The sequence below is a fragment of the Cyclobacterium sp. SYSU L10401 genome (assembly GCF_010993705.1).
Taxonomy (GTDB): Bacteria; Bacteroidota; Bacteroidia; order Cytophagales; family Cyclobacteriaceae; genus Cyclobacterium.
In genome coordinates, this window is the sequence record NZ_WOFO01000001.1 from 904,736 (window position 1) to 919,134 (window position 14,399).

Genomic DNA, 14,399 nt, shown 5'->3' on the forward strand with positions numbered 1-14,399 from the left:
AAAGAAATTTGGTATCCATTATTATTCCTGTATTTAACAGAGAAGGGTTATTGGCGGAAACCCTTGATAGTATAATCAGACAAACCTTTTCGGATTGGGAATGCATTTTGGTGGACGATGGCTCCCAAGATAGAAGTCTTGAGGTGTTACATAATTTTGCGGGCAAAGAGGCAAGATTTAAAGTATATGAGCGACCTGAATCCTGGCCAAAAGGAGCCCCTTCTTGTAGAAATTTCGGCTTTTTAAAGGCTTCAGGTACTTATATTCAATTTTTTGACTCCGATGATATCATGCTTCCTGAAATGCTGGCGGAAAAGGTCTCCTTTATACAGGAAAATAAAGGAAATGATTTTGTAGTTTCTAAGATGGCGGAATTTATTACACCGGATGAATGGTCTCCTCCCAATTACCAGTGTATATCTAGAAATACGGTAGAAGATTTTTTAAAATACAGAATATATTTTCTCACTCCTGGACCTCTTTTTAGAAAATCCTATCTCGATAAGCAATCCAAACTTTTTGATGATCAACTAAATAAACATCAGGAATGGGAGTTTTACTCCAGGTTGTTGCTCCAGGGATGCCAATATAAATTATTGGATAAAGTTCATTGTCTCAGGAGGATTCATGATGATAGTATTAAGTCGATTTTTTCTACCTCCCAGGAAGTAGAGGCAAAAAATTTAAAATTAAAGGCTTTAACAAGGTTAAATAGGAATACAGGTAATAACTACCGGGGATTGATGATCAAATTGTTTTGGAAAGATTACATTCGAAGTTCCTTTCTGTTTTTAAAGTATAGAAAATTTAAATATTTCCAAACATTAAATGAGAGTTTAATGTCTTTTTTAAGATAATTTAATACTTCATCAAATATTTATTTTTGAATATAATGAATACAATAAGATACGAATCAATAAGTCTAATAGTGGATGAACATGAGTAAAAAAATACAGGTGTTAGATAAATTTATTTCCGATTCTTTTCAAAGTGAGGAGATAAGTATTAAAGGGCTTGTTGGAACATTTTTAAGCTTTAGGGCTTGGATCGTTTCAGTTACGATTGTGGTATTCTTATTTGGCCTGGTTTTTCTAATCACTTCGCCTGATGAATATGTTTCGAATTCTAAGCTTCTTTTGGAACAACAGGAAGGTTTTAGCGGAAAATCCCTGGGAGGCCTTGCCGGAATCTCTGGATTAGGAAACCTGGGTTTGGGAAATCAAGACTCTGAGTCTATCCCAGCCGAGCTCATTCCTGATTTGGTGAGGGAAAGTGATTTTCTTAAGGAATTGATTGATGAAAAGATTTACATATCAGAGAAACGTGATAGTGTAACTTTAATTCAATTTGTCAATGAATATGAGGAGCACCACTTTTATTATTATCTATTTAGGCTTCCTGCGATGATCAGGACCAAAGTTTCGTACACCCCGGCTGGGGGCGAAAAAAATATACTTCCATCGATAATGGATTCAGAAAATCAGGATATACTATCTTTAAATCCTGAAGAAAGAAAGACAATTGAGCGATTAAGGGATAGAATTCAGATTGAAAAAGAGGACCGACTACTCTTGATACAAACAAAAATGCAAAACGCAGTAGGCAGCGCTCAGCTGAATGGTATTTTAATCAGAAAGTTAAAAAGCTACCTAACGGATTTAATATTAGAAAAGGAAATTCAAAATTTTGAATTTATTCAGGAGCGAACGGATGAGGCTAAAAGCAGGGTTGAAAATACCCAGAAAGCGCTTGCCAGATTCAGAGATAGCAACAGAGGTATCAATTCACAACTGGTAAAAACCGAAGAGGATAGGTTGCAAGCGGATTTTAACCTGGAATTTAATGTCTATACTTCCCTTGCGCAGCAACTGGAGCAAGCGAGAATAAAAGTGCAGGAGGCGACCCCAATGCTGACTGTTTTTCAAAAACCTCAAGTACCAACTATCAATAGTGAACCAAAATATATTTTACTAGGATTGGTTTTTCTTGTGGTCGGATTGGTACTTGCTATCCTTTCTTTTTTTGGATTGCTGGTATTTAGAATGGTTAAATTTCATTTTTCCGATGTTTAGTGTTATTATTCCCATATTCAATAAATTCCCGCACCTGGATCGATCCGTTGATTCGGTACTCCATCAGGATTTTAAAGATTTTGAATTGATACTGGTGGATGACGGATCCACAGATGGGAGTTATGAAAAAGCACTTTCTTTTAAGGATGATCGCATAAAGGTATTTCAAAGGGATTCCCCCGGGCCAGGAGGCTATGCTGCCCGGAATTTTGGAATTCAAAAGGCAAAATACGATTGGGTGGCCTTTTTGGATGCCGATGATGAGTGGCAGGAACACCATCTTTCTACCCTTTCAGGATTACTGGCATTCCAACCAAATGCTCAAATTCTTTCTACCTGCTGGCTGGATAATTTTGACAGCGAGGATCGTCAGAGGACTTTTCCCAATGCTTATTGCAAGGAAAACCAGGCAAGGGGTATCCATGAAATAGGCATCCTTACTTTTTTAAAAAGCAGCAGTAAAGGGGCACCTCCATTTTGGACTGGGGCTTTAGCGATAAAAACGACACTGCTGCGGTCCATCAAAGGTTTTCCTGAAGGCAGGTGCAAAAGGGGAGGAGATGTGGATACCTGGCTACGAGCCATGTATTTTGGGAAATTAGCTGTATGGTCTCCTTTGCAAACGGTGACTTACCATAGGGATTCAATGAATATGGTGACAAAGCAGGAGAAATTTGAATTGGGTTGTGAAGCAGAGACCGTGAAAATCCTTGCTAAAAAGGCCAATAAATCCGAATTAGAAGCCCACTTGCATGTGTTTTTAAACGCAAGAATCGTCAGCAGGTGGCTTCAAACACTGAGAGTAGGTCAAAGACCAGGATCACTTTTGGGAAAAGTATCCTGGAAATACCTTGATTTAAAAGGAAAAATATTAGCTCTAACTTCCATGTTGCCAAATGACTTTGTCTCTCAGGTATATCGGCGTTTGAAAAAAGGGAAATACGACTAAGCTTTGGGTATTAAATTAAGATTGCCGGAACGCCTGTCCATTGGAAAGATCCTCCAGTGGGATTTCTTTTCTGTTTTGCTGGTGGTACTCCTTTTTTTCAGGATACTGGTGGACAGATCTGGATTAGGTGCTGCCGTTGGGCTGGCCCTTTTGGGAGGGTTTTTCCTCCTGTTACTGTTTAAATTGAGATTGCCAAAGTACCTGCTTTTATACTCGGGTCTGTTTTTTCTGTTGGTCGGTTTCGCTGCTCTTAATGCTGTTTACATCCATAAAGAACCCTTTTTTACCATCAGGGGAGTGATTCGCTACTTCTCCTATTTTGCGGTGTTTATCATGGCCTATTACAGCAAGGTGTCCTTTAAGCAAATTTTTATGCTATACACCCTGGTGGTTCTGCTGGAAGGTATGCTGGCTGTTTTTCAATTTTTGTTTATGGGAATGGAAAGACCAAGCGGTACTTTTATCAATTCAAATCACTTCAGCTACTTTTTGGTGCCTTATTTTGCCATTTTACTTATCGTCTACCGGCTTTATTTCTTTTCTTTTCTTGTTTTTCTTTTTTCCGCATTCCTGGGTGGTATGGGTGGGGTGATCAGTCTTTTGTTGGTGTTGTTTTTATTCATGCTCCGCTATGCCAGGCGATGGCAGAAAATTTCTGCGGTATTAATCTTTCCTATTTTCCTGGCAGGGACAGCATTATTGATGCAAAACAGGATTAGGGAGCTGACTGACGTATCTACTATTACGGAGAGACTTGCCGAAGATCAGGCAGGGGGAGGCAGTTCCCTGGTATGGAGAATAGTGACCTGGAAACTGATGTATGATGAGTTGGTGGAAAAGGATGGCCTGTACACTGGCATGGGTTTGGAATATGCTTCACTGGTTAGCCCTTACTTTCTGGAAAGCAGCATCAGAGAGCCACACAATGACTACCTGAGGGTATTGCTTGAATTCGGCCTGTTTGGGCTATTGATGTTTTTATTCGCTTTGTATTACGCCTTGTCCAGGATGAGAAAAGCCTCCATAAAATACAATTCAAAGATTTACTTTGCCATCTATACTGCGCTGGCAGCCATTTTTTTAGGAATGATTGTTGGCAACATCATTGTATTGAACACACTTTGGTGGTTATTACTATCGGTGATTGCCATCCTCCATAAAGAAGAAAAGGAAAAAACAGAAGCTTAAATGAGCCATAAACTTGCGATCATAACACCGGCAAAAAATGAGGCAAAAAACATCCCGAATCTGGTTCGAGGGATGGCCAGCCAAACCCACAAACCGGACTTATGGATTTTTATCAATGACGGGAGTACCGATGATACGGTTCAGGTATTTGAAAAAGAGTTGGAGGGCAAAGCCTCTGCCTTTGAGAAAACCACTGTGCTGCGGATAGACTATCAGGATGAAGAAAGTGGGTATGCATTAGGGCCAAAGTATAGCAGAATCATCAAGTTTGGGCTGGAGCAAATTTTCAATCTCGAAAAGAAAAGTAAGGTTGACTATGATTTTTTAGGGATTTTGGACAGCGATGTGGTTCCGGAAGAAAAGTACTACGAAAGCCTGCTGGAAAATTTCAACGAGGATCCTAAACTCGGGATTGCTTCTGCAGCCCGCCAATTGGAAGACTATGGAAGCGAAATCATCACCAGCTATGTAAATAGGAGTTTCGCCCCAAGTGGATTCAGGGTATGGAGGCGAAAATGCCTGAATGAGACAGATTATAAGATATCGGTTTCTCAGGATGCCGTATCTGCTGCCAAAGCCATCATGATGGGCTGGAAGGTAAAGTCCTTTGCTGATTTAGAAGTTCGTTTGAGACAAAGAGGAGCTAAATTTGGATACGAGTACTATGGGAAATCTGCCTACATGCGACATGTACCCTATTTATATGTATTGGCAGGGGCTGCCAGGATGTTTCTTCGGGGGAAAAAAATGGATGCCAGACAATACATCAATGGCTATAAGGAGGCCGCCAGACAAAACATCAGCCGGATTGATGATCCTTTGGCAATAAAATACTTCAGGCATCGGTTTTATTATAAATTACTGGGAAAGTAATGAAACCAAAAGTCATTCTGTTAATTTATGGGTCAGGCGGGCATAAAGCCCAAATGGAAAGGTTGCTGGATCGCATGGTAGAGAAAGGTGCAGGGAATGGATTGAAATTTCTATCCATTACGGAAAGTGGAGCATCCATTAAACATCCCCTTGTGGTGGAAAATAAAGAACAGCCTGCCTTTAGGAATAAATATTTCTCCCTTGCCAACTTCTTAAAAATACCACAAAAATACCTTAATTTCTTTCAGTGCTTTTTATCCATCAGAAAAAAATACCAGGTAGTTGCTGTTATTTCTACCGGGCCGGGATTGGCGATTCCTTTTTCATTCTTATTTAAGATGGTAAAAGCTAAAATTATCTTCATTGAAACCTGGTCCAGGTTTGAAACCCAATCTTATGCCGGAAAGGTAATGTACCGGCTTGCTGATAGGTTTTATATTCAAAACCGCTCCCTGGCCAGGTTTTATCCATCGGCTATTTACTCTGGATTATTATGAATATCTTGGTCACAGTAGGTACAACCAGGTTTGATTCTTTGATAAAATTCCTTGATCAAATGGTCATACCATCGGATATTACCTTCACTTTCCAAATTGCCGACGGGACGTATAAGCCACGTAACCATCCATTTTTTTCATTTACAGAAAATATAGATCAATATTACCAAAAGTGTGAGGCAGTTATTTGCCATGCGGGTGCAGGGACCATTTACAAACTTCTGGAACTTAGGAAACGAATTATCATAGTACCCAATACAGAAAGAACAGATAACCACCAATTGGATATAGCGGCATTTATGGGCAATAATGGACATGCCCTGACGATCATTGATTTTAATGAACTTTTCAATGCCCTGCAGCAAATCAGGGAAATTGATTTGATACCTTTCGAAAAACATGACTTTGATAAAACTGAGGAAATTCTCAGGTACAGCGTGAGTGGGCGTTAAGCTTTTCTTTTTTTATTTTGATTCCTATTTTTTATAGCCGTAACATGTCCGTGATCAAGTTTAGAAAGGGTTGGTTTATCTCCTTGCTTTTCCTCCTTTTGCATTTTGATGCTTTTTCCCAGCTCCTGGCACCGGGCACTCCGATTTTGGACGAATTTTCCAGAAGACAGCAGTTAATCAACCCTGGGAAAGCAGCTGACCCAGAGAGGCTAGCCATTCGTCCCATCCTGGCAGATGCGGTCGGCCTGAAGAAAACATCAGATTCAAAGAAGAAGCTGTTTGAATTTTCTGTCCTCCCATTATTCATTAATCAAACCATAAATACCCAAAGACCTTATGGCTGGGGTGATTTTGGAATCCCACCGGGACGTGGATTTCAGCATTACCTGAGTGGCGGATTTTTTGCCAGCTTAGGATTTTTAAACCTACAATTTCAACCAGAAGTTGTCTTTGCTCAGGATAAGCCTTTTCAGGGTTTTTCTGATGGTTTTTCTCCTGCTGTACAGCGCGCTCGGTTCCACTATTGGAACAATGACGATACCCCGGAAACTTTTTCGGATGGAGGGTATAGCAGGTTTTGGTGGGGCCAATCAAGTTTGACAGCCAGTTTTGGAGCATTTGAAATTGGAGCATCTACACGTTCCATTTGGTGGGGGGCGGGACAATGGAGTTCACTCACTTTTTCAAATAATGCCGAAAGTTTTCCACATTTTACCTTAAATACCACCAGGCCGGCAAAAACCCCCATTGGTAATTTTGAAGGGCAAGTACTGGTAGGAAGGTTGGAAAACTCGGGAAGAGAAGCTTCCCAGATTCCACAGTTAAATGACAGGTATTTCCTCCCTTTCAATGGAGATTGGAGGTATTTGAATGCTTTGATGCTGAGTTATCAGCCAAAATGGGTGCCTGGCTTATTCATCGGTTTTCTAAGGACCTTTCAACAGTATGATGAAAATAGAGGCGATACATTCAGGGACTATATGCCCATTTTTGATGCTTTCCAAAAAAAGAACTTTTTTGAAGATGGAAACACGCTTGCCTTTGACAATGAAGCCAGAGATCAGCAGGCAGTGATCTTTTTACGCCTGGTAAATAAAGAGGCAAAGGCGGAGATATATGGGGAGTACGGTAGAAGGGACCACTCATACGACTGGCGGGAAGCGCTGATGAACCCGGAACATGCCAGAGCTTATTTGATGGGGTTTCAAAAGCTTTTTTCATTGAAAAAAGAAAACAAGTATTTCCAAATCAGGGGTGAAATGACCCAACATCAGGAATCTGTGAACCGGTATATCCGGTACGAAGGTTTGGGTGGGAGGACCTCCTGGGCCACACATTACCAGGTAAGGGGGTTTGTCAATAGAGGGCAACCTTTAGGAACTGGCATAGGTACGGGTAGTAACAGCCAAACCCTTGAATTTTCATTTGTTGAAGAGTTCGACAAATTGGGGATAATAGTGGAGAGAATCGCCAATCACCAGGATTTTTATTACCGGGCCTTTGGCCAACAAAAGGAGGTGCAGCCCTGGGTGGATCTCAGTGCAGGACTAATTTTTGATAAACGCTGGAACAATTTTTTGTTGGGGTCAAAACTCCAGTTGGTGAATGGAAGAAATTATCAATGGCAAAGTGCCGACAACAGCAGTCCTGAATTTCCTTCAGGAAATCATTTGCTGTCCTTTCATGGTAACCTCCAATTGGTTTACTTATGGGATTATAAGAATAAATAGTTAGTTTAAGGGCTTGTAAATATTCATCTGATAAAAATAAAGAAAATGAAAATACTGGTAACGGGTACAGCAGGATTTATAGGTATGCATCTGGCTCAAAAGCTTTTGGAAAGGGGTGATGAAGTAATTGGGGTAGATAGTATCAATGATTATTATGAGGTTCAGCTAAAGTATGATCGCCTGAAACTAACCGGTATTGATCCGGCAAAGATCGATTACGGGAAAATGGTGAGCAGCACCCGACATCCCCAGTATCAGTTTATTCAGCTTAAATTAGAGGATAAAGAAGGGTTATTTAAACTTTTCAAAGAGCAAAAAATTGATAAAGTGGTGAATCTGGCAGCTCAGGCAGGGGTGAGGTATTCCCTGACCAATCCGGAAGCCTACATCCAGGCCAATATAGTTGGTTTCCTGAATATACTGGAGGCCTGCCGTCATTTTGAGATCAAACATTTGGCTTATGCTTCCTCCAGCTCTGTATATGGCACCAATACCCAAATGCCTTTTTCCACCAGTCAAAATGTGGACCATCCGGTATCATTGTATGCGGCTTCCAAAAAGTCAAATGAGCTAATGGCCCATACCTACAGCCACCTTTTTGGTCTGCCTACCACTGGTCTAAGATTTTTTACTGTGTACGGACCCTGGGGTAGACCAGATATGGCACTATTTCTGTTTACAAAAGCCATATTGGAGGACAAACCCATTCAAGTGTTCAATTATGGAGAAATGCAAAGGGATTTTACCTATGTAGATGATATCGTGGAGGGAGTAATTCGGGTAGTAGATCATCCTCCACTGGAAAATCCGGATTGGGATCCGGCGACCGGGGATGCCAGCCAATCAAAGGCTCCCTATACCGTATATAATATTGGGAATTCCAATCCCGTACGTTTGATGGACTTTATCAAGGCCATTGAGGGAGCACTGGGAAAGGAAGCCCAAAAAGACATGTTGCCCCTACAGCCGGGAGATGTTCCGGCTACTTTTGCAGACACCAAACCCCTGGAGAATGAGCTGGGATATAAGCCCGCCACCTCCGTGACATTTGGTATTCAAAAGTTTATAGATTGGTACATAAGCTACTATAATGTGTAATTAAATTTCGGTTTTCAGGAAATTTCACGTAAAAACACTAATATTGTAAATTCATTATGTTTACTTTTGTGAAAACTTTCATAATATGAATATTTTTCTATCCACAGTTACATCATTTTTCTTTGGTTTTTTAATGACTCCTGTATTGATCATGGTATTGAAAAGGATCAATTTCATGGAAGCTCCGGGAGGACGAAAGATACACGCGGGTAGTATTCCATCCATGGGCGGAATCGCCATTATTTTTGCAGCTTTTTTAGGGCTTTTTGCCTGGTTAAGCTTTGACCAAATCGTGGAAACCAGGTATTTTCTGGTCGCCCTTGGAATCATGTTTTCAGTTGGCCTACGGGACGACCTGATTGAGTTGAGTGCCACCCAGAAATTAATCGGCCAGTCAATTCCGGCTTTTTTCGTGATTGTGATGGCCGATATCCGTATCTCGGGATTGTATGGATTCATGGGGATTTATGAAATCCCTTACCTGATTAGTGTATTGATTACCTTCTTTGCTATTTTGATATTGACCAATTCCTTCAACCTTATCGACGGCGCTGACGGCTTGGCTGGGTCACTCAGCCTGGTCACCCTGACGATTCTGGGTTTCTGGTTTTTTAGCCTGGGGATGACGTCCTATAGCTTGATATCCTTTACGCTGGTTGGCGGTGTTCTTGCATTTTTGGCATTCAACTGGCATCCGGCAAAAATATTTATGGGAGATACCGGTTCTTTAAGTCTGGGTTTTGCGCTTGTGGTATTGGTTATTTTATTTGTAGATAAGACGGGAACCATGGCCCCCTGGGAAGGCTTAAAGGTAAACGCACCCTTTTCAGCCGGGATGGCATTCCTGATTGTCCCCATTTATGATACGGTCAGGATCTTTATCAAACGGAGCCTAAAAGGTAAATCCCCACTTAAACCAGATAAAAGCCATGTCCACCACTTTTTACTTCGAATGGGTCTTAAACATGACCAGGTGGCCTTGACGCTGGGAACAGTTAAACTTAGTTTTATTGGCATGGTCTTTTTTGGTTATGCATTAAATGATCACATACTCTTTCCTGTGCTGACCCTGGTGGCCGTTTCCTTAGGTATATGGATGGACAAACGAACACTTAAAAACATCAAAAACAACTGTAAAAAAGCGCCCAGCTTGTCCGAAAAAGGAGCCATCAGAAAGAAGAAGCCCTTTGCCAGGCGCAAACCTGAAATTTCGAAAAGTGTACTTTCGGATAATAAAATCAATATGAACTGAATGCCCTGAGGAAATTTGAATCAGGGTACTATATTATTGAAAAAGGCCGCTACCTGAGGGAGCGGCCTTTATTTTTCCATTCATTCATTTTCACACGTCACAAATTTCCACCCCTTGCTGTAGGGAAGCCAGTTTATCTTCCCGCTTGGGAATAAACTCCTGACCCACATATCCGGTATATCCGGTATCCAGGATGGCCTTCATAATGGCAGGATAATAGAGTTCCTGTGTTTCGTCTATCTCGTTTCGTCCAGGCACTCCTCCGGTGTGGTAATGGGAAATATAGGTATGATTTTTTTTGATGGTGGCAATCACATCTCCTTCCATGATCTGCATGTGGTAAATATCATAAAGAAGTTTAATGTTTTCAGATCCCACGGCCTTACATACTTCAACGCCCCAGGCGGTATGATCTGCCTGATAATCTTCGTGATTTACCTTGCTATTCAATAATTCCATGCACATGATGACCCCATGTTTTTCTGCGGTAGGCATGACTTTTTTCAGCCCCATGGCACAATTCTCAATCCCTTTGGTATCATCCAGTCCGTTTCGATTTCCGGAAAAACAGATGATCTGCTTGTAGCCTGCAGCAGCCACTTTGGGGATTACCTCTTCGTAACTTTTGATCAGTTCTTCATGCAGTTCCGGATTGTTCCAGCCCCTTTCGATTCCCAAACCCGCACCCCAGGGCATGGCACAGTCCAGTCCATGTTTTTTGAGAATGGGCCATTCCTCCGGTCCGGCCAATTCTATAGACTTTAGACCGATTTCTACTGCAGCCTTGCAGAGGTCTTCGAATGCAATATCATTGTAACACCACCTACACACAGAGTGGTTGACATTGCCTTTTAAGTTTTCCGGAAGCTGTGCTTCCGCTGCCAAAAGCCGGCTGGACAAACCGGGGACCAGCATGCCTGCCAGGCCTGTACCCGCAATTTTCTTCAATGCTTTTCTTCTTGGGTTATTCTTGAAATTTTTCATGAAATAATAAGTTAATTAAGATTCTTTTTTTAAGGACATCAGGTAAGCTACCAGGTCCACCAATTCCTGGGTACTCATCGCCTTCTCCAGTCCGGAAGGCATCATGGAGTTTTCCATTTGTTCCATACTGTTCATGTCTGCCGTTTTAATGGGTACAGTATTGCCCCCCGGCATTTTTAATTCTATATCGGTCTCGGTTTGGCTGGCTATTATTCCACCCAGGGTACTGCCATCTTTCATTTGAAGGACATAACCTTCATACCCGAAGCTGATTCCCGCATCCGGGTGAAGGATGGAAATGTACTGGGCCTCTTTAGAAAGCTTGCTACCTATTTCAGTAAGCTTTGGCCCGAAATCCATCCCAACATCACCTGCTTGATGGCAAAGGGCACAATGGTTTTTGAATACCACCAGACCTTTCTCTTCACTTCCCTCCATGGCCAGCAATTCGTTCATTGGGGGGAGGGGATTTTCATCGTCGGTAGAACTATCCAGGTAACTCGCAGCTTCGGCACGTACACTTTTTCTCCAGGCACGGCTTACTCCGGTGACAGCTGCAGGGATGAGGTTGTCAGGAAGCCTTTGAGACTTCAAAAGTTCCAATATTTTTTCTTCTCCTCCATAACTACCGCCGATAGCTGAAGTGGCCTCCCTCCGAGTATTGAGGGGTAAAGAACTGTCAAAGGCCATGTCTTCGAGCATTTGCAGGGACTCCTGTGTACCGATGCCTCTTAGTACCAAAAGCATGGGGTACACTTTTTCTTCCTCGCCACTATAAAGCACCTCTTTGATGCGATTGATTCCATCCAGCCTCAAAAGCAGGCTGGCGGCGGTCCTCCCCAGGTTGTTATCACTTTGATTCAAAGCCATCTCCAGTAGCCTTGGATTTTCTGACTGTACTTCAAATTTTTGTATCAATTCCAGATAAGGTTCGGTCCCCACACTTTCATCCAGGGCTTTTCTTAGGGCTTCCTGGGCAATTTCCGATCGATTCAAATAATCCGGATCCAAATGAGTAAGCACCAGTTTATGGATGCTGTTGCTTTCCTCCTGATTTTCCTGACGCAAAGACCCCTCTTCGAGCATTTTTACCAGTGCAGCAGATTTCCCTTCCTTATCCGGATTAAAGTCAAATGCCCTGAAATACCGCAGGCGATCCTCCAGAGGTTGGCTTTGATCTGAGGCCAGGTCAGCCAGGTGCGGCACAGCATTTCCTGTCCGTGATCTCCAAATGATGTCCTGGTTCTTTTTGCTGGTCATCAGCTCGTCACCGGTTTTTGCAAGCCATGCATTGTAAAAGCTATCCCACTGCCCGGCGGCCCCAATTCCCAGGGCTTCCAGGTACCAACGGTCCTCCCCATCATGCTGGGTAGCCAGGGTGGCCCACAGTTCCGGGGCATTCGGGAGACGTGAATTTCTTATAGCAATGGCCGCTTCTCTTCTTACCTGAGGGTCAGTGTCGCTGACCAATTCTTTGAGATATGGAGTCAGATCCAGTTTTGCCTGTCTGGCAGCCCTCAATCCGGCTATCCTTAAATCCGGATTTTCATGATTGATGGCCGCTTGGATATATTGATCACTTTCCTTATCTATTTTCGCAAGGGCCCAAAAGGCACGTGCCTGAAACCTGGGATTGGCATCTTCATAGAAAATCCGTTCCAGAGCTGGGGCAGCATCCTTACCCATGGCTTTAATGTTTTTCCAGGCCAGGTAGCGGGTGGAAAGATTAGGATTCAATAATGCTTCCAGTGTGCCATCGAGCGTATTGAACAAGATTTCTGGTTGCTCGTGAGTAGGCGCTGAATTGGTGATCCTGAATATCCTACCCCTGTTTAGGTCTCCGACCTGGTGCCCGCCAACGCCAGGATCATACCAGTCGGAAACCATTAAAGAACCGTCCGGCGCAACACAAACATCCGAAGGCCTGAACCACTGGTCCTTGTCCCCTTCCATGATATTTACGATGGAAGCCTTGTAGCCTGCACCATCCTTTTCAACAGGGTATGCACGAACTACATTCGGACCCGCATCGGTATGGATCATCTGATCCCAGAAAATTTCCGGCAAAGCCCTGCCTTCATATACCACCATCCCTGTGGGGGAACCTGCTCCAGTTTGCAACAGGTTTGGGACGACGCCCGGGTCATTCAGATGCCAGTGTTGTTCCGGGATTTCTTTTTCCTTGTTGGTCCTGTTGGCTCTCCAGCCTGCACCTGTCATTTCATCCTTGTAGCCGAAATTGCCATACTCCATCACATAATTGATACGGACACCTTTGTTGCCATCATCATCATTATCAGATTGCCACATGGTGCCGTAAGAATCTACCGCTACTTCATAATTGTTGCGGAAATTTTGTCCCAAAACTTCAATTTCAGTAAAATCAGGGTTACATCTGAATATCAGCCCTTCTTTGTAATGCTCTGGGAGAATGGGGTCTCCGTTGGTATCTTTCAATACCTCTCCGTTGCGATCTTCAATAGAACCACCAGAATTTCCGAAATTAAAGTAAAATTTGCCGTCCGGCCCGAATACAAAGGCATGCATGCCGTGATCGTGCTGTTCGCCACCTATCCCTTTAAAAATGACTTCCTTTTTGTCTGCCTGATCATCCCCATCGGTATCGGTCAGCAGCCATACATAGGGACTTTGGGAAACGATTGCCTGATTACCCATAACCCAGATCCCCAGGGGGGCATTGAGTTCAGGATCCTGGTAAAACACTGTACTTTTATCCGCAGTACCGTCACCATCGGTGTCCTCCAGTATCAGGATTCGGTCTCCCTCAGCTTTGGTCTCATTTCCGGTGATGGCAGGGCGGTAGTTGTAGGCCTCACAAACCCAAACCCTGCCCTTGTGATCAATGTCAATATTGGTAGGATTGGTGAGCATGGGTTCTGAAGCGAAAAGGTTGACTTGAACGGATTCATTCACCTTGATGCCCAAGAGCGCATTTTCAGGCATCCTTTTTTCTTCTTCAGTCAATTGATCAAAGGGGTGTTGGGTTACCTCTTTCGTATCTGATGTACAGGATACGCTGATTACCAAAAACAGCAATGATATCCATAAAGGCATTCGGTAAAATAAATGAGGCATGATGGGGTAGAAGTTATTGTTAATGATGCTAAGAAATCAGGCGTTAATAAACGGAAATTTACCTGATTAAACCAATTATTTTAACTGTTTTTTTGACAGTTATCCCCGGGTTATTATTTAAGGAAAGGGAGTTTTCTTCACCCGTTGAAAATTACAGGTAGTACCTCAGGAGCGAAAGTGAGTATTCATTCAGGATGTTTTTTTATCT

General features: G+C 42.7%; 12 protein-coding genes. 10 read left to right on the plus strand and 2 right to left on the minus strand.

The features are described 5' to 3' along the window. Positions 1-8: 8 nt before the first annotated feature. The 10 genes from GL182_RS03775 (at position 9) to GL182_RS03820 (ending at position 10,111) form a co-directional block, all read left to right on the plus strand. Positions 9-857, plus strand: a complete 849-nt coding sequence (locus GL182_RS03775) for a glycosyltransferase family 2 protein (RefSeq protein WP_163378211.1) — start codon at positions 9-11, stop codon at positions 855-857. Positions 858-938: 81 nt separating this feature from the next. Continuing rightward, complete coding sequence (locus GL182_RS03780; RefSeq protein ID WP_163378212.1) at positions 939-2,072, plus strand: hypothetical protein; 1,134 nt, start codon at positions 939-941, stop codon at positions 2,070-2,072. Next, positions 2,065-3,021 carry a glycosyltransferase family A protein gene (locus GL182_RS03785; protein ID WP_163378213.1) on the plus strand — a complete coding sequence of 319 codons (957 nt, stop codon included), beginning with the start codon at positions 2,065-2,067 and terminating at the stop codon, positions 3,019-3,021. Before GL182_RS03780 ends, GL182_RS03785 begins: the two co-directional genes overlap by 8 nt. Positions 3,022-3,024: 3 nt before the next feature. Then, positions 3,025-4,209: an O-antigen ligase family protein gene (locus tag GL182_RS03790; protein WP_163378214.1), complete on the plus strand. Its 1,185-nt coding sequence runs from the start codon at positions 3,025-3,027 to the stop codon at positions 4,207-4,209. Next, positions 4,210-5,082: a glycosyltransferase family 2 protein gene (locus GL182_RS03795; RefSeq protein ID WP_163378215.1), complete on the plus strand. Its 873-nt coding sequence runs from the start codon at positions 4,210-4,212 to the stop codon at positions 5,080-5,082. It begins immediately after the preceding gene. Continuing rightward, positions 5,082-5,579 (plus strand): PssD/Cps14F family polysaccharide biosynthesis glycosyltransferase, encoded by a 498-nt coding sequence (gene pssD / locus GL182_RS03800; protein ID WP_163378216.1) that lies wholly within the window; start codon positions 5,082-5,084, stop codon positions 5,577-5,579. Before GL182_RS03795 ends, pssD begins: the two co-directional genes overlap by 1 nt. Then, entirely contained in the window at positions 5,576-6,031 is a 456-nt protein-coding gene (gene pssE, locus GL182_RS03805) for a PssE/Cps14G family polysaccharide biosynthesis glycosyltransferase (protein WP_317167780.1), read from the plus strand. Before pssD ends, pssE begins: the two co-directional genes overlap by 4 nt. 44 nt (positions 6,032-6,075) lie before the next feature. Further along, positions 6,076-7,761 carry a capsule assembly Wzi family protein gene (locus GL182_RS03810; protein WP_163378218.1) on the plus strand — a complete coding sequence of 562 codons (1,686 nt, stop codon included), beginning with the start codon at positions 6,076-6,078 and terminating at the stop codon, positions 7,759-7,761. A gap of 45 nt (positions 7,762-7,806) precedes the next feature. Beyond that, a complete protein-coding gene (locus GL182_RS03815) occupies positions 7,807-8,859 on the plus strand; it encodes an NAD-dependent epimerase (protein WP_163378219.1) in 1,053 nt (350 codons plus the stop codon). A gap of 85 nt (positions 8,860-8,944) precedes the next feature. Further along, positions 8,945-10,111 carry a glycosyltransferase family 4 protein gene (locus GL182_RS03820; RefSeq protein WP_163378220.1) on the plus strand — a complete coding sequence of 389 codons (1,167 nt, stop codon included), beginning with the start codon at positions 8,945-8,947 and terminating at the stop codon, positions 10,109-10,111. Positions 10,112-10,201: 90 nt separating this feature from the next. Here the strand turns inward: GL182_RS03820 and GL182_RS03825 are convergent, their stop codons facing one another. Both GL182_RS03825 and GL182_RS03830 read right to left on the minus strand, forming a co-directional pair. After that, a complete protein-coding gene (locus GL182_RS03825; RefSeq protein ID WP_163378221.1) occupies positions 10,202-11,095 on the minus strand; it encodes a hydroxypyruvate isomerase family protein in 894 nt (297 codons plus the stop codon). Between the two features lie 15 nt (positions 11,096-11,110). Beyond that, positions 11,111-14,191, minus strand: coding sequence for a PVC-type heme-binding CxxCH protein (locus GL182_RS03830; protein ID WP_240469559.1), 3,081 nt, complete (start codon positions 14,189-14,191; stop codon positions 11,111-11,113). Positions 14,192-14,399: the final 208 nt, after the last annotated feature.